Source organism: Vibrio rubrogenes (genome assembly GCF_059641415.1).
On record NZ_JCARSY010000002.1, the window covers coordinates 172007 to 188429 of the forward strand.

Annotated in this window: 14 protein-coding genes; 11 read left to right on the forward strand and 3 right to left on the reverse strand. The window is 45.5% G+C overall.

Annotated features, from left to right (window positions below; translation table 11 throughout):
- Positions 1-42 precede the first annotated feature (42 nt).
- Positions 43-903, reverse strand: a complete 861-nt coding sequence (gene zipA, locus AC55NX_RS02905) for a cell division protein ZipA (RefSeq protein WP_496994376.1) — start codon at positions 901-903, stop codon at positions 43-45.
- 232 nt (positions 904-1135) lie between these two features.
- Between zipA and cysZ the strand changes: the two genes are divergently transcribed.
- From cysZ to crr, 5 genes are all read left to right on the forward strand, one after another.
- Positions 1136-1879, forward strand: a complete 744-nt coding sequence (gene cysZ / locus AC55NX_RS02910) for a sulfate transporter CysZ (protein WP_496994377.1) — start codon at positions 1136-1138, stop codon at positions 1877-1879.
- A 252-nt stretch (positions 1880-2131) separates the two neighbouring features.
- On the forward strand, positions 2132-3100 hold the full coding sequence (gene cysK / locus AC55NX_RS02915) for a cysteine synthase A (protein ID WP_496994378.1): 969 nt from the start codon (positions 2132-2134) through the stop codon (positions 3098-3100).
- Between the two features lie 232 nt (positions 3101-3332).
- Positions 3333-3590 carry an HPr family phosphocarrier protein gene (locus AC55NX_RS02920; RefSeq protein WP_021019443.1) on the forward strand — a complete coding sequence of 86 codons (258 nt, stop codon included), beginning with the start codon at positions 3333-3335 and terminating at the stop codon, positions 3588-3590.
- Positions 3591-3729: 139 nt separating this feature from the next.
- Entirely contained in the window at positions 3730-5454 is a 1725-nt protein-coding gene (ptsI, locus tag AC55NX_RS02925) for a phosphoenolpyruvate-protein phosphotransferase PtsI (RefSeq protein ID WP_496994379.1), read from the forward strand.
- 103 nt (positions 5455-5557) lie between these two features.
- Positions 5558-6067 (forward strand): PTS glucose transporter subunit IIA, encoded by a 510-nt coding sequence (gene crr, locus AC55NX_RS02930; protein ID WP_059120279.1) that lies wholly within the window; start codon positions 5558-5560, stop codon positions 6065-6067.
- A gap of 90 nt (positions 6068-6157) precedes the next feature.
- Here crr and AC55NX_RS02935 read toward each other — a convergent pair whose 3' ends face one another.
- Positions 6158-7315: a 2-octaprenyl-3-methyl-6-methoxy-1,4-benzoquinol hydroxylase gene (locus AC55NX_RS02935; protein ID WP_496994380.1), complete on the reverse strand. Its 1158-nt coding sequence runs from the start codon at positions 7313-7315 to the stop codon at positions 6158-6160.
- A gap of 297 nt (positions 7316-7612) precedes the next feature.
- On the opposite strand from AC55NX_RS02935, the gene miaB reads away from it, so the two are divergent.
- The 5 genes from miaB (at position 7613) to lnt (ending at position 13192) form a co-directional block, all read left to right on the forward strand.
- Positions 7613-9037: a tRNA (N6-isopentenyl adenosine(37)-C2)-methylthiotransferase MiaB gene (gene miaB, locus AC55NX_RS02940; protein WP_496994381.1), complete on the forward strand. Its 1425-nt coding sequence runs from the start codon at positions 7613-7615 to the stop codon at positions 9035-9037.
- Between the two features lie 70 nt (positions 9038-9107).
- Positions 9108-10205: a PhoH family protein gene (locus AC55NX_RS02945; RefSeq protein ID WP_496994382.1), complete on the forward strand. Its 1098-nt coding sequence runs from the start codon at positions 9108-9110 to the stop codon at positions 10203-10205.
- Entirely contained in the window at positions 10202-10663 is a 462-nt protein-coding gene (gene ybeY, locus AC55NX_RS02950; RefSeq protein WP_496994383.1) for an rRNA maturation RNase YbeY, read from the forward strand. The genes AC55NX_RS02945 and ybeY overlap by 4 nt, the downstream gene beginning before the upstream one ends.
- 78 nt (positions 10664-10741) lie before the next feature.
- Positions 10742-11617 carry a CNNM family magnesium/cobalt transport protein CorC gene (gene corC, locus AC55NX_RS02955; protein WP_496994384.1) on the forward strand — a complete coding sequence of 292 codons (876 nt, stop codon included), beginning with the start codon at positions 10742-10744 and terminating at the stop codon, positions 11615-11617.
- 48 nt (positions 11618-11665) lie between these two features.
- Positions 11666-13192: an apolipoprotein N-acyltransferase gene (gene lnt, locus AC55NX_RS02960; protein ID WP_496994385.1), complete on the forward strand. Its 1527-nt coding sequence runs from the start codon at positions 11666-11668 to the stop codon at positions 13190-13192.
- 19 nt (positions 13193-13211) lie between these two features.
- On the opposite strand, the gene AC55NX_RS02965 is transcribed toward lnt, so the two are convergent.
- Positions 13212-13688 carry a zinc ribbon-containing protein gene (locus AC55NX_RS02965; RefSeq protein WP_496994386.1) on the reverse strand — a complete coding sequence of 159 codons (477 nt, stop codon included), beginning with the start codon at positions 13686-13688 and terminating at the stop codon, positions 13212-13214.
- A 121-nt stretch (positions 13689-13809) separates the two neighbouring features.
- Between AC55NX_RS02965 and leuS the strand changes: the two genes are divergently transcribed.
- A complete protein-coding gene (gene leuS / locus AC55NX_RS02970; RefSeq protein ID WP_496994387.1) occupies positions 13810-16383 on the forward strand; it encodes a leucine--tRNA ligase in 2574 nt (857 codons plus the stop codon).
- The last annotated feature ends 40 nt before the right edge of the window (positions 16384-16423 follow it).

Genomic DNA, 16423 nt, shown 5'->3' on the forward strand with positions numbered 1-16423 from the left:
CAAACAACTTAATCAAGCTGTTGTTTGAGTATCTCTATACAATTAAACAGCTTGGGCTTTAAATGCCTGAATCTGACGCCGATAATCTGCAAGTTTGTCCGGCGTCATCAACAAGCGTTGATCATCAAGGACATTCCCGCCTAAATCATCGGCAATTTGCTGTGCTGTTTTCAGCATTAACTTAAAATTCTGTTCTGGATCGCCGTAACAAGGAAGCGTCATAAAAAATGAAATGCCCTTGGTGGTAAACTCGTCCGGATCATCATGTTTCAACGTACCGGGTTGCATAATGTTGGCAACACTAAATAACACTTTCCCCGTTCCGGACAAATCAGCATGTCGATGATAAATGTCCATTTCACCATAGAGCAGACCGTTTTGTTGCAAGCTGTCAAACAACTTAGTGCCAACGAAAGATTCGCTACCGGAACAATGTACATTCAGTACAATGACCTGATAATCCGGCTCATCACTACGGTCAGTCTGTTGCGCAGGTTCGGCTGGTTCATGGCGCATATCCGATTCAACACCAATTTCTGCCTCATTCTCAGCTTCAATGTCAGCGATAGTCTGATGTTCCAAATCGTATGACCGGTGCTCCTCTTCAGCCATATATCCAGAAAATAGCGGATCGACTTTATCATGATGCGAGTAGTCATCCATGAATGGGTCAGCCGTGTTATCGTCCAGTGAAAAGTCCGGTTCCTTACGCGATTTTTTGTGCTCGCTCTCCTGCTGAAAAGCTCGGGTATTTTTTGATGATGCTTTTTCCTCTATTTTACCTAATGGCTTATCCCCAAATTTCGATTTACTCTCTTTCCGGCTGGTCCACAGTCCATGAAAAAGTAATGCGGCGATGGCGAGTGCGCCAACGATGATGAGTACGAATCGCAATTCTTGCATCTTTAACTCTCAGTCTTCCCGATAACTAGCTTCTGAACAGAATCGCTTAAGTAAGAATGTCATGCTCAGAGATTCTCTCCACTGATCCACACACTTTAGCAAAAGTCCCCCCTACATTTGAACAAATTAATGTTAGAACTGCGGGATTTTTCTGACTTTCATTCTATGTTGGGTCAGTTAGAATACATGCAAACGCTTCACTTTCTTTTTAACAACAACACAGGGAAACAGAATGACGTTAAAGAAACGTTCAGGATTCGGCTATTTCTTCTTCGGTTTGAAACTGGCGGTCACCCCCGGGATCAGAAGATTTGTGATACTTCCTCTGCTGGCAAATGTGCTGCTGCTCGGAGGCGCGCTCTATTATGTATTTACGCAGATGGGAAAATGGCTCGATCAACTGATGTCTTATGTACCTGACTTTCTGTCATGGCTGAACTACATCATTTGGCCACTGACAGTGCTGTCGATACTTTTTGTAACGATGTATTTCTTCAGTGCGATCGCAAACATCATTGCTTCCCCATTCAATGGTCTGTTAGCTGAGAAAGTTGAAAAACTACTTGATGGTCATGCCGTAGACAATGAAGGTTTCTGGAGTTTCATCAAAGATATTCCTCGGGTCTTTGCCCGTGAATGGCGCAAGCTACGCTACACCATTCCGAAGATGCTCGGCTTGTTTATTCTGCTGCTGATTCCCGGAATAGGACAAACAATTGGCCCATTGGTCTGGTTTATTTTCACTGCTTGGATGCTCGCAATCCAGTATTGTGACTATCCTTTTGATAATCACAAAGTCAGCTTTAATGCCATGCGTATGCAGCTGAAAGGGAAACAGGGACGAGCTTATGGCTTTGGTATGCTGGTCACACTATTTACAACCATCCCAATCATTAATTTAATTGTGATGCCAGCTGCCGTGTGTGGCGCGACGGCCATGTGGGTCAATGAATTTAAAGCCGAAACACTCAAATGATAGAAATGAGACCCATGGGTGTCTGTAAGCATTGATAAGGACAAGAAAAAATAGGCCGGCCCATTGAACGTTCAGACATACCATCAAAACGAATGGTATAGCTGGAACCGTAAAGTTCAATAACCCCTATAAGATATAACTTTTTAATCCTTTCATCATATTAGCGGACATCCTATGCTCTACAGGTCTCCACAAAAAACGTGTTTTCGCTTGATAAAACAACACGAAAATGTGCAATAAAGGAATATAACAATGAGTAAGATTTTCGAAGACAACTCTCTGACCATCGGTAACACTCCACTCGTCCGTCTGAACAAAGTTAGTCAGGGTAACGTACTCGCTAAGATAGAATCCCGTAACCCAAGTTTCAGCGTGAAATGTCGTATCGGTGCAAACATGATCTGGGAAGCTGAAAAGTCCGGCAAACTCAAACCGGGTGTTGAACTTGTTGAACCAACCAGCGGTAATACCGGTATTGCACTCGCGTTTGTTGCTGCTGCCCGTGGCTACAAACTCACCTTGACGATGCCGGAGTCGATGAGTTTAGAGCGTCGTAAACTGCTAAAAGCGCTGGGGGCTAACCTCGAGTTGACTGAAGCAGCAAAAGGGATGAAAGGTGCAATCAACAAAGCTGAAGAGATTGTTGCCAGTAACCCGGACAAATATCTGCTGCTGCAACAATTTGATAATCCGGCTAACCCAGAAATTCATGAGAAAACCACAGGACCGGAAATCTGGGATGCAACTGATGGTGAAGTTGATGTATTCGTTGCAGGCGTCGGAACCGGTGGAACACTGACAGGAACCAGCCGCTACATCAAAGGGGAGAAAGGTAAAGCGATTATCTCTGTTGCCGTTGAACCTGAAGAATCACCAGTCATTACTCAAGCCTTAGCCGGTGAAGAAATCAAACCCGCTCCTCATAAGATTCAGGGTATCGGTGCAGGTTTTATCCCGGGTAACCTCGATTTGTCTCTCATTGACCGGGTTGAACGCGTGACTTCTGAAGATGCCATTGAGATGGCGCGTCGCCTGATGGAAGAGGAAGGCATTCTCGCAGGAATCTCTTCCGGTGCAGCTGTTGTTGCCGCAAACCGTCTTGCGGAACTCCCTGAATTTAAAGGAAAAACAATCGTCGTTGTTCTGCCGAGCTCCGGTGAGCGTTACCTCAGTACCGCACTATTTGCAGGGATATTTACAGAGAAAGAGAACCAACAATAATATGTGGTGAAATCAATTTTTCTATGAAAAAAGCCCCTAATTGGGGCTTTTTTGTTGATCCTTGCCCAGCCTTTGGTAATATCAGACTTGCTTTATTTTTAGGTTCGAAATAAAGAACACAAGGAGCACTGCGCCATCTCCCATATCGCAAACTAGCGTAATGAGGTGACAACAGCTAAGCTTCATTTGGTTCTAAACTAAGAAAAAAATAAATTAAATTGGGGTATATACAATGTACGAGAAGCAAGTAGAAATCACTGCTGAAAACGGCCTTCACACTCGTCCTGCTGCACAGTTCGTGAAAGAAGCAAAAGAATTCGATGCTGAAATCACCGTTACTTCAAACGGAAAAAGCGCCAGTGCGAAAAGTCTATTCAAACTACAAACACTCGGCCTTGTCAAAGGTACTGTTGTTACCATCTCTGCCGAAGGTGCTCAAGCGAAACAAGCTGTTGACCATCTAGTTGCTTTGATGGATCACCTTGAATAATTCGAAGCACTGAATTTTGAAGCCATTCTACTATAATCGTAGAATGGCTTTTGTTCATGACATATGACAAATGCTAACGATCTTGTTAGCATTTAGTTTTGTAATCTCTCAATAAAATTGACCAGTTTAAGGTATGGCTATGATTTCAGGCATCCTAGCATCTCCTGGTATTGCTATCGGTAAAGCATTACTACTTAAAGAAGACGAAATCGTCCTTAACACCAACACTATCTCAGACGCTCAAGTAGAAACTGAGGTACAAAAATTCTACGACGCACGCGATAAATCCAAAGCGCAGCTGGAAATAATTAAACAAAAAGCGCTTGAGACATTTGGCGAAGAAAAAGAAGCTATTTTCGAAGGCCACATCATGCTGCTTGAAGATGAAGAGCTGGAAGAAGAAATTTTAGCCCTCATCAAAAACGATAAACTCCATGCTGACAACGCTATTCATACCGTTATCGAAGAACAGGCTGCGGCTCTGGAATCATTAGATGACGAGTACCTGAAAGAGCGTGCGACTGACATTCGCGATATCGGTAACCGCTTTGTGAAAAATGCATTGGGTATCAATATCGTCAATCTGAGTTCGATCAATGAACAAGTCATTCTTGTTGCCTACGATCTGACGCCTTCAGAAACGGCACAAATCAACCTCGATTATGTTTTAGGTTTTGCAACAGACATCGGTGGCCGGACATCCCATACATCGATTATGGCCCGCTCTCTTGAGCTGCCTGCTGTTGTTGGAACCAATGATATCACCAGCCATGTAAAAAATGGCGACACGCTCATTTTAGATGCGATCAACAATAAGATCGTCATTAATCCTTCGGAAGACGAACTCACCGAAGCAAAAAGCGTTCGTGAAAAGTTCTTTGCCGAGAAAGAAGAGCTGGCCAAACTGAAAGATTTATCAGCAGAAACCCTTGACGGACACCGTGTTGAAGTCTGCGGTAACATCGGTACCGTGAAAGATTGCGACGGTGTGATGCGTAACGGTGGTGAGGGTGTCGGTCTGTATCGTACTGAATTCCTGTTCATGGATCGCACATCTCTGCCAACTGAGCAAGAACAGTACGAAGCCTATAAAGAAGTTGCAGAAGCCATGCAAGGCGAACCCGTCATTATCCGGACCATGGATATCGGTGGCGATAAAGATTTGCCATATATGGACTTGCCAAAAGAGATGAACCCATTTCTTGGCTGGCGTGCAATTCGAATCAGTCTGGACCGCCGTGAAATTTTACGTGATCAACTTCGTGCGATCCTGCGTGCTTCAGCTCACGGTAAGCTACGCATTATGTTCCCGATGATTATTTCTGTTGAAGAAATCCGTGAACTGAAAGATGCGATTGAATCTTACAAAGCTGAACTGCGTGAAGATGGTCATGATTTCGATGAATCGATTGAAGTCGGTGTGATGGTAGAAACACCAGCAGCTGCAGCAATTGCTCACCATCTGGCAAAAGAAGTTTCATTTTTCTCCATTGGAACAAACGACCTGACACAATATACGCTGGCCGTTGACCGTGGTAATGAAATGATTTCTCACTTATATAACCCACTATCTCCAGCAGTGCTGAATGTGATTAAGCAAGTCATTGATGCTTCTCACGCAGAAGGAAAATGGACGGGAATGTGTGGTGAGCTTGCCGGTGATGAACGAGCAACATTACTTCTTTTGGGTATGGGACTTGATGAATTCTCAATGAGCGGAATCTCTATCCCGAAAGTGAAAAAAGTGATTCGTGAAGTAGACTATAAAGCAGTCAAAGCAATGGCGGAGGAAGCACTTTCTCTCCCTACAGCAAAAGAAATTGATGCTTGTGTAGAGAAGTTTATCTCAGAAAAGTCACAATAATGGTATAAGCATTTGCAGTGGGTGAACAAAAGTGGTCGCCTACTGCATATCATTAGTATACTATAACATGAAAGAATAAATTCAAACTTTAGGAGCTGACACAATGGGGCTGTTTGACAAACTTAAAAAGTTAGTATCTGATGACAGTGCTGACACAGGCGCAATTGAAATTATTGCACCGTTATCCGGTGAAATCGTAAATATTGAAGATGTGCCTGATGTCGTTTTTGCTGAAAAAATCGTTGGAGATGGCATTGCTATCAAACCATCTGGAGATAAGATGGTCGCTCCTGTGAACGGCACAATTGGTAAAATCTTCGAAACAAATCATGCATTTTCTATTGAATCAGAAGATGGTGTCGAGTTGTTCGTTCACTTCGGTATCGATACTGTTGAACTGAAAGGCGAAGGTTTCAAGCGTATCGCAGAAGAAGGTCAACCTGTAAAAGCGGGTGACACTGTGATTGAATTTGATCTTGCTCTTCTGGAAGAAAAAGCAAAATCAACGCTAACGCCTGTTGTGATCTCAAACATGGATGAAATCAAAGAACTGAACAAACTCTCTGGTTCAGTTGTTGTTGGTGAAACACCGGTACTACGTGTCACCAAATAAAAATGACATCATGAGAATGTTCATTCGTTAAACGCTGCCCAAAAAGCAGCGTTTTTTATATCTCATATATCTCTATATCTCATTTGCCTTTCACGACAGACCAATCGCATAACGCAACACTTGTTTTTTAAGCATCCCAGAATGATTTGCCAATTTTAAAGCGATATTTCTAACGATTTTGACTGGTGTATGGCTGTTGCTAAAGGTTTTATAGAATATATCCATTCCTGTTTGCATCAGTAAATTATCCGGTCTTCTGCGCTGTTCGTAACGCACAAAAACAATTTCGTCGAGTGTACTCGCTTCTGAGAGCTGCTTGAGCAAACAGGTCACATCTTTAAAACCGAGATTCACGCCTTGTCCTGCAAGTGGATGAATCGTATGAGCCGCATCACCAATCAACACACATCGCTTAGCAACATATTGATGTGCATGCCGTCGCGTCAATGCGAATGAACCATGCTGCACCACCTCAACTTCACCAAGCTCTTTGGGAAAATGCGCTTGGATTTCCTGCGCCAGTTGTGTGGCAGATAACTGACTCAACTGACGAATTCGCTGCGGCGTATCGTACCAAACGAGCGAAGCCTGATGACCACTCAACGGTAAAAATGAACGCGGACCGGAGGGATAGAAGCGTTGCCAGGTGACATCCTGTTGTGGCAGTGCCGTCTTTACATGAATCAACATACAGTGTTGACGATAGTCCCATGCAGTAACCCCGATATGGGCGAAATCACGCACCTGAGAATGAGCACCATCCGCACCGATCACCCACTGGGCATGAATCACCTGACCGTCATCAAGATGTAAGCAATTCTCCTGTTCACCAAACTCCATTTTTTTCAAGTGGCTCGGGCACTTCACCGTCAAGTTAGGATATTGCTGAAACGCCTGCCAGATACCGAGCTGGATAACTCGATTCTCAACCATATAACCCAACTGTTCCAGCCCGATATCGTGGGCAGCAAAACTGGTTCTACATTCAGTAGATTCCCACGTTTCAAGCCGACGGTAGGGACATACCCGCATTGACGCAACGTGTTGCCACACTCCCAATGACTCCAGCAGTTTGACCGAAGCCATTGAGATAGCGGACACCCGAACATCTATGGGCTGAGTGACATCAAAAGGCTGTGGCTGATGGTTTTCCAGTAAAACAACGTTTTTACCCTGCTGTGCCAGCCCCAAGGCTAAAGCGGCACCGACCATGCCCCCACCGACAACAGCGACTTGATATGTTTCCATAATGCTGACTACTTATGACTAATTTTGACATCAGTGATTGTACGGATTCACGGTCATCTTGAGAACTGATTTTGTCTTATTCACTCGGTAAGACCAAGATATTGCGAATGATTTAACAATAAATAATGCCGAACTTCTGATGGCTGTTTTCATTGTATATTGTGATCAGTGTTAAACACTGGTCAGCAGGTTTTGAAAACAGTACAATACGCCGCTTACCGTCAGTACGGTAATTTCAGTATATACTAGGGGCATGGGCTCCAAAGCATTCAGACAGATAAAACGAGCGAAAGTGAGATGAGTAAGAAACTGCTAATTAAAACCTGGGGTTGCCAAATGAATGAATATGATTCATCCAAAATGGCCGACCTACTCAATGCAGCGAGTGGCTATGAGTTAACAGAAGAACCAGAGGAAGCAGATGTCCTACTATTGAATACCTGTTCAATCCGAGAAAAAGCTCAAGAAAAAGTATTCCATCAATTAGGTCGCTGGAAAAATCTCAAAGATAATAAACCGGGCGTTATCATTGGCGTCGGTGGTTGTGTGGCTACTCAAGAAGGTGATCATATCCGCGAACGGGCACCATTCGTTGATGTCATATTTGGACCACAAACCCTACATCGTCTGCCGGAAATGATTAAGCAGTCTCAATCTGCCGAAGCGCCGGTCATGGACATTTCATTCCCTGAAATTGAAAAATTCGACCGTCTGCCTGAACCTCGGGCTGATGGGGCAACAGCCTATGTTTCCATCATGGAAGGCTGTTCAAAATACTGCACTTACTGTGTGGTGCCATATACGCGTGGTGAAGAAGTCAGTCGCCCGATGGATGATGTCCTGTATGAAATTGCGCAACTTGCCGAACAAGGTGTTCGTGAAGTCAATCTGCTCGGGCAAAACGTTAACGCGTATCGCGGTGCAACACACGACGGTGAGATTTGCTCATTTGCAGAACTGTTGCGTTTGGTCGCATCGATCGATGGGATTGACCGGATCCGTTTCACGACCAGCCATCCGTTGGAATTTACCGACGATATTATTGCAGTTTACGAAGATACCCCTGAATTGGTAAGCTTCCTGCATCTCCCCGTACAAAGTGGTTCTGATCGTATTTTGACAATGATGAAACGTCCACATACGGCCATTGAATATAAATCCATCATTCGCAAACTACGCAAAGCACGTCCGGATATTCAAATCAGCTCTGATTTTATCGTCGGCTTCCCCGGAGAGTCAGATAAAGACTTTCAGGATACGATGAAACTGATTCGAGATGTCGACTTTGATATGAGTTTCAGCTTTATCTTCTCCCCTCGCCCGGGGACACCGGCGGCAGATTACCCTTGTGATCTAAGCGAAAGCGTTAAGAAAGAGCGCCTGTATGAATTACAGCAAACCATTAATAGTCAGGCCATGCGCTACTCGCGTCTGATGTTAGGTACTGAACAACGCATTCTGGTTGAAGGCCCATCGAAAAAGAATTTGATGGAATTACGGGGTAGAACAGAAAACAATCGCGTTGTGAATTTTGAAGGCTCAGCAGAACTGATCGGTCAGTTTGTTGATGTCAAAATTGTAGATGTTTTCCCGAACTCTCTGCGCGGTGAGTTAATTCGTACCGAGCAGGAAATGGATCTACGCGTCGTTACTTCCCCGCTGGAGATGATCCAAAAGACACGTCGAGAAAATGAACTGGGAGTTGCTACATTTACCCCTTAATCTCGAACAATTCACCATCCGGTTTCCGGTCAAAATCGGAAACCCGTGGATGGCATCATGAGAGGTCACATTGAGTAATAAAATTATCACACTGGAAATCAGCCTGGAACCATCCGATAACCGTCGCCTTGCAAGTCTGTGTGGACCGTTTGACGATAATATAAAGCAGCTTGAACGTCGTCTGGGCGTTGAAATCAATTACCGCAACCATCTGTTCACCGTCGTCGGTAAGCCGCATACCGCAACGGCCGCCATCGATATTCTCAAAACTCTTTATGTGAATACGGCGCCGCTCAGGGGACAGATTCCGGATATTGAGCCTGAACAAATTCACCTAGCTATCAAAGAGTCCGGTATTCTGGAACAGAATACTGAATCTTCCTTTGAGCACGGGAAAGAAGTCTTCGTCAAAACGAAGAAAGGGATGATCAAACCCAGAACACCGAATCAGGCTCAATATCTGATGAATATGGTGACGCATGATATTACTTTTGGTGTCGGCCCCGCCGGGACAGGAAAAACATATCTTGCCGTAGCAGCGGCCGTTGATGCACTCGAACGACAAGAAATTCGCCGTATTCTGTTAACACGCCCGGCAGTTGAAGCGGGTGAGAAACTCGGATTTCTCCCGGGTGATCTCAGTCAGAAAGTCGATCCTTACCTGCGCCCACTCTACGATGCGCTGTTTGAAATGCTTGGTTTTGAACGGGTTGAAAAGCTGATTGAGAGAAACGTGATTGAAGTGGCCCCTCTCGCCTATATGCGAGGCCGGACACTCAACGATGCATTTATTATTCTGGATGAAAGTCAGAATACCACGGTCGAACAGATGAAAATGTTTCTGACCCGTATCGGTTTCAATTCAAGAGCGGTCATCACCGGTGATGTCACTCAGATCGACTTGCCTCGTGGTGCCAAATCAGGGCTTCGTCACGCGGTAGAAGTGCTCAATGAAGTCAATGAAATCAGCTTTAATTTCTTCCAGGCAGATGATGTGGTTCGTCATCCGGTTGTTGCTCGGATTATCAATGCTTATGAAAAATGGGAAGCACAAGATCAAAAAGAGCGAAAAGAGTACGAGAGAAGACGCCGCGAAACGCAACAGAACCGCGCAGTTGAAGAACAACAAGGCACGGCACCAACTGTACCGGAGTCTGACCAGTCATGAGTATTGTGCTTGATTTACAAGTTGCAGTAGAGCATCCGCAAACCATTCCCTCTGAAGCGGATTTTTCTCGTTGGCTCACAGCTGCAATCTCCCCTTTTCAGACAGAGGCAGAGGTCACAATTCGGATTGTTGACCATGCTGAAAGTCAGCAGCTAAACTATCAATATCGTGGAAAAGACAAACCGACCAATGTGTTGTCATTTCCGTTTGAATCACCACCGGGTGTGACACTTGATCTGTTAGGCGATCTGGTGATTTGCCGTGAAGTTGTCGAACAAGAATCCGATGAGCAGCATAAACCGTTGCCCGCTCATTGGGCGCATATGGTTGTACATGGTAGCCTTCATCTGTTAGGTTATGATCATATCGACGATGACGAAGCTGTAGAAATGGAGTCACTCGAAACAGAAATCATGTTGAAATTGGGTTTTCAAGACCCATATTTAACAGAGAAATAGTAGAACAGATAATCAACACTCTCCTGTTCTACGATGTGTGCTATCACACGTCTGATAGCGTGACTGAATAGAGTAACAATGAACGAAGACAATTCGCAGAATTCTGAAGGTCCGAGTAAGAAGTCCTTTTTCGGACGTTTAGGTCAGCTTTTTCAGGGCGACCCCAAAGATCGACAGGAATTGGTAGAAGTTATCCGGGATTCGGAAATCAATGACCTGATCGATCACGATACAAAAGATATGTTGGAAGGGGTCATTCAAATTTCTGAAATGCGGGTTCGGGATATCATGATACCCCGCTATCAAATGGTGACGATTGACAGAGATGCCTCTCTCGACAAACTAATCACCTTAATCACAGATGCCCAACATTCACGGTATCCGATCATCAGTGAAGATAAAGACCATGTTGATGGTATCTTGCTGGCAAAAGATCTGCTCAAATATCTCGGTTCAACATGTACACCATTTCATATTGATGAAGTCATCCGCCCTGCGGTTGTCGTCCCTGAAAGTAAGCGAGTCGATCGGTTATTGAAAGAATTCCGGGAAGAACGCTACCACATGGCGATTGTTGTTGATGAGTTTGGTGGTGTTTCCGGGCTTGTTACTATCGAGGATATACTGGAAGAAATCGTCGGAGATATCGAAGATGAAACCGATGATGAAGAACAACAAGATATCCGTAAACTCAGCAAACATACGTTCTCCATCAATGCACTGACAACGATTGAAGATTTTAATCAGACATTCGGTACTAACTTCAGCGATGACGAAGTGGATACTGTTGGCGGGCTGGTGATGACAGCATTCGGTCACCTTCCTGAACGGGGTGAAGTTGTGCAATTGGCTGACTATCAGTTTAAGGTGACCAGTGCGGATAACCGACGCGTTGTTCAACTACAAGTCACAATTCCTGACGTTGAAACCGTTTCAGAAGAGTTTCAGGAATAGTAATATAATCAGTAATCACCCTCTATCGAGCAAAATAATAATAAGCTGATGTCTAATTCAAACTATTCTCGTTTCATACGGCCACTGATGGCCGTTTTTTCTGGTGCCATCGGGTCATTTGCTTTTGCGCCCTACGCACTGTGGCCGTTAGCATTCTTCTCGCTGTATTTCTTATTTCTCCTGTTACACCAGCGCTCAGCAAAACAAGCTTTCCTACTGGGCCTATTTTGGGGGCTGGGGTTCTTCGGTCACGGGGTCTACTGGATTCACGTCAGTATTGATACGTTTGGTGGTGTTCCGAAAGTGGTCAGTATCCTGCTGATGGGGCTACTCTCCACTTATCTGGCACTTTATCCGGCCTTGTTCGGTTACGTCCTGAACCGATATTTTCCTCGGGCGTCCGTAAGCCGATATCTGTTGGTCATCCCTGCCCTTTGGCTCATCAGTGAATGGCTACGGGGCTGGGTTTTCACCGGATTTCCGTGGCTTTGGCTGGGATACAGTCAAATTGATACGCCTTTGGCAAATTATGCCCCCATCGGTGGTGTCGAACTGGTCACACTGGCGATTGCAGTTATCTCCGCTGCAATGACATACCTAACCTTGCAACGGCAATGGCTTGCACTACTCATTCCATTCGGGATTTACGGGGTTGCTGTGTGCCTCAATGCCGTTCAGTGGGTGTCACCGCAACCCGCTCGCCAGACAACCGTTGCACTTGTTCAGGGCAATATCGATCAAGCCCTCAAATGGCGCCCCAGTGAACGCTGGCCGACGCTGATGAAATATGCGGATTACACGCAAGAAAATTGGGATGCAGATATTATCATTTGGCCGGAAGCAGCGATTCCAGCCTTTGAACATGAAGTCCCAGCCTATCTCGGCTCTTTGGATGGACTTGCCAGAGAAAATCACTCGGCGCTGCTCACGGGAATATTAACCCGACCGAATAATCGTACTTTCTATAACAGTATTCTTGCGCTCGGCGAGGGAACGCCGGCATACCCAAGTGCAAACAGAGCCAAATATGAGAAACACCATCTCCTGCCATTCGGTGAGTTTGTCCCGTTTGAACAATGGCTACGACCACTGGCTCCGCTGTTCAACCTCCCAATGTCATCATTTTCTCCGGGCCCTTATATTCAGTCGAATATTCAGGCAAATGGCCGTTTCTTTGTCGCAGCCTTATGCTATGAGATCGTCTTTAATGAGCAGATCCGGGAAAACGTCACAGATCAGACCGACTTCCTGCTAACCTTATCAAACGATGCCTGGTTCGGACGTTCTATCGGCCCGCTCCAGCATATGGAAATAGCGAGAATGCGGGCACTGGAATTAGGGATCCCCCTGATTCGTTCAACCAATAATGGCGTCACTGCCATTACCGACTACCGGGGAAAGATCACTCATCGGTTGCCACAATTTGAAGCGGGCGTTCTCAAAGCAACACTGACGCCGACTCAAGGAGAAACCCCTTATCGCATGTTGGGATCATGGCCTCTTTATGGCTGGATAGCGTTCAGTTTATGCTTTGGGTTTATCACTGCTCGCTCTACCCGCTTACGTAACGAGTGAAAACGGTTCAGCCTTTCTTTCACACCTTTGCGTGAACAGAAACCCGGCTGAACTGATCGTGACCGCAGGTCGTACAAGGGATAATTTCTGTCGGGTGGTTATATTCCATTTTATGACCACAGTGCTCGCAAACCAGTACACCAAGGCCAATCACATCGCCTGCTCGGTATGTTCCTTGATGATCCAGTTCATGATGCAGCTCCGCCCATTCCAAAGCCGTTCTGTCCGTAATCGATGCCAACGCTTCCCAGATTGAGTTAGAAATCATCACTGAAAAAGGACCACTTTTGCTTTCCTCATAATGCTCGGCAAACTCATGTAAATCGGCTTTCATATAGGCAGAAATCAGTGCCAATTCATCTTTGGTCATATCAGACGCAGCCTGAACCACTTTTTCCGATGTTTCGATAGCATTCTGCAACCCTTCCGGACTCTGTTTTACGGTTTCAACCACTTCTTGCAACAGAGTTTCATATCCAGATTTATGTTTTGACATGACAAACCTCTTCCAAACTAGATTGACTATTGTTGTGTACTCTCGCTTTAGGTATTCTATGTCGATCTATTCGTATCTGTTCTAACTGAACTCACAAATCCAAGATAATCGGACATCATCGATGCAAGAACAATATAATCCACAAGAAATTGAGCCCAAAGTTCAAGCGTATTGGGAAAGTAGCAAAACCTTTACTGTTACAGAAGATCCCAGCAAAGAAAAATTTTACTGTTTATCTATGTTTCCGTACCCAAGTGGCCGACTGCACATGGGACACGTCCGTAATTACACAATCGGTGATGTGATTTCCCGCTTTCAACGCCTGCAAGGTAAAAATGTCATGCAGCCAATCGGATGGGATGCGTTCGGTCTCCCGGCTGAAAATGCGGCCGTCAAAAATAAAACTGCGCCGGCACCATGGACCTATGAAAATATCGAATACATGAAGAACCAGTTAAAACTACTGGGATTCGGTTATGACTGGAACCGGGAATTTGCAACCTGCCGCCCTGAATACTATCGTTGGGAACAAGAATTCTTTACCAAATTGTATGAAAAGGGTTTGGTATACAAAAAGACCTCTTCGGTGAACTGGTGCCCGACCGATCAAACGGTTCTGGCAAACGAGCAGGTAGAGAACGGCTGCTGCTGGCGTTGTGACACCCCTGTCGAACAGAAAGAAATCCCGCAATGGTTTATCAAAATCACCGCTTACGCTCAGGAACTGCTTGACGATCTGGACACACTGGACGGCTGGCCGGAAATGGTAAAAACCATGCAGCGTAACTGGATTGGTCGTTCAGAAGGGGTTGAATTACAGTTTGACGTACCAAACTATGGCGCACTGGAAGTCTACACGACTCGTCCGGATACCTTAATGGGCGTCACTTATGTCGGTATCGCAGCAGGCCACCCGCTGGCAGCGATTGCTGCGCAGAATAACCCGGTAATCGAACAGTTTATTGACGAATGTCGGAATACCAAAGTCGCAGAAGCTGAACTGGCAACGATGGAGAAAAAAGGCATCGACACAGGTCTGAAAGCCATTCACCCACTCAATGGACGTGAAGTCCCCGTCTACATTGCCAATTTCGTTTTGATGGATTACGGCACCGGGGCAGTGATGGCTGTTCCGGCACACGATCAGCGAGACTTTGAATTTGCCACCAAATATGGCCTAGATATTCAGCCGGTTATTCAACCAGCAGACGGCAGCTCTCTTGACATTTCTGAAGCGGCCTATACCGATAAAGGCATCCTATTCAACTCTGGTGAATTTGATGGACTAGACTTCGAGCAAGCGCTGAATGCAATTGCAGCTAAACTCGAATCACAAGGAAAAGGACACAAAACGGTCAACTTCCGTTTGCGTGACTGGGGAGTCTCGCGCCAACGCTACTGGGGCGCGCCAATTCCGATGGTCACCACACAAGACGGTGAAGTTCATCCGGTGCCTGCAGATCAACTACCAGTCCGACTCCCGGAAGATGTGGTAATGGATGGCGTGACCAGTCCGATTAAAGCCGATAAAACATGGGCTGAAACGACTTATAACGGGCAACCGGCGCTACGTGAGACCGATACATTTGATACCTTTATGGAATCATCATGGTATTACGCTCGCTACTGTTCACCGCAAGCTGATCAAATCGTAGACTCAGAACGAGCCAACTATTGGTTACCTGTCGATCAATATGTCGGCGGGATTGAACACGCCTGTATGCACCTGCTTTATTCACGTTTCTTCCACAAACTTCTGCGTGATGCTGGTTATCTCTCTTCAGATGAGCCATTCAAGAAATTGTTGTGTCAAGGCATGGTTCTGGCTGACGCATTCAGCTACCAGAATGAAAAAGGTGGTAAAGAGTGGGTTTCACCAATTGAAGTTAAAATTGAGCGTGACGGCAAAGGCCGCATTACCTCAGCTGTCGATGCCCAAGGACGTCAAGTGGAACACTCCGGCATGGTCAAAATGTCGAAATCGAAGAATAACGGTATCGACCCGCAAGAAATGGTCGATAAATACGGTGCAGATACTGTCCGACTATTCATGATGTTTGCCTCTCCTGCCGATATGACTTTGGAATGGCAAGAATCCGGCGTTGAAGGCGCAAACCGCTTTTTGAAACGTGTCTGGAAACTGGTACTTGAGCACACCAGTCAAGGTGAAGCACCTGCTATCGAACCGCAGTCATTGAATAACGCACAAAAAGCACTCCGTCGAGAAGTTCATAAAACTATCGCGAAAGTCACCGACGATATTGAGCGCCGCCAGACGTTCAACACCGCGATCGCCGCGATCATGGAATTGATGAACAAATTGGGTAAAGCACCGCAGGAAAATCCTCAGGATCGCGCCATACTGAACGAAGCACTCAAAGCGATTGTGGTGATGCTATCACCAATTACACCGCATATCTGCTTTGAAATGTGGCAAGCTTTAGGTGGTTCAGATCTCGATCATGCCCCTTGGCCGACCTACGATGAGAAAGCGCTGGTCGAAGATGAAAAACTGATTGTTCTACAAGTCAATGGTAAAGTACGTGGTAAACTGACCGTTGCTGCAGATGCTCCCCAAGCACAAGTTGAAAGCTTGGGACTTCAAGACGAAAATGTTCAGAAATTTACGGACGGTCTGACGATCCGGAAAGTGATCTATGTTCCGGGTAAACTACTGAGCATTGTGGCAAACTAATCGGATTGTCTGTTAACAACGAATTGCATGTTAACAAAAT

Bases quoted from the DNA above. Each gene is read 5' to 3' on its own strand.
- zipA (WP_496994376.1), bottom strand. From the start codon at position 903: ATGCAAGAATTGCGATTCGTACTCATCATCGTTGGCGCACTCGCCATC.
- cysZ (WP_496994377.1), top strand. From the start codon at position 1,136: ATGACGTTAAAGAAACGTTCAGGATTCGGCTATTTCTTCTTCGGTTTG.
- cysK (WP_496994378.1), top strand. From the start codon at position 2,132: ATGAGTAAGATTTTCGAAGACAACTCTCTGACCATCGGTAACACTCCA.
- AC55NX_RS02920 (WP_021019443.1), top strand. From the start codon at position 3,333: ATGTACGAGAAGCAAGTAGAAATCACTGCTGAAAACGGCCTTCACACT.
- ptsI (WP_496994379.1), top strand. From the start codon at position 3,730: ATGATTTCAGGCATCCTAGCATCTCCTGGTATTGCTATCGGTAAAGCA.
- crr (WP_059120279.1), top strand. From the start codon at position 5,558: ATGGGGCTGTTTGACAAACTTAAAAAGTTAGTATCTGATGACAGTGCT.
- AC55NX_RS02935 (WP_496994380.1), bottom strand. From the start codon at position 7,315: ATGGAAACATATCAAGTCGCTGTTGTCGGTGGGGGCATGGTCGGTGCC.
- miaB (WP_496994381.1), top strand. From the start codon at position 7,613: ATGAGTAAGAAACTGCTAATTAAAACCTGGGGTTGCCAAATGAATGAA.
- ybeY (WP_496994383.1), top strand. From the start codon at position 10,202: ATGAGTATTGTGCTTGATTTACAAGTTGCAGTAGAGCATCCGCAAACC.
- corC (WP_496994384.1), top strand. From the start codon at position 10,742: ATGAACGAAGACAATTCGCAGAATTCTGAAGGTCCGAGTAAGAAGTCC.
- lnt (WP_496994385.1), top strand. From the start codon at position 11,666: ATGTCTAATTCAAACTATTCTCGTTTCATACGGCCACTGATGGCCGTT.
- AC55NX_RS02965 (WP_496994386.1), bottom strand. From the start codon at position 13,688: ATGTCAAAACATAAATCTGGATATGAAACTCTGTTGCAAGAAGTGGTT.
- leuS (WP_496994387.1), top strand. From the start codon at position 13,810: ATGCAAGAACAATATAATCCACAAGAAATTGAGCCCAAAGTTCAAGCG.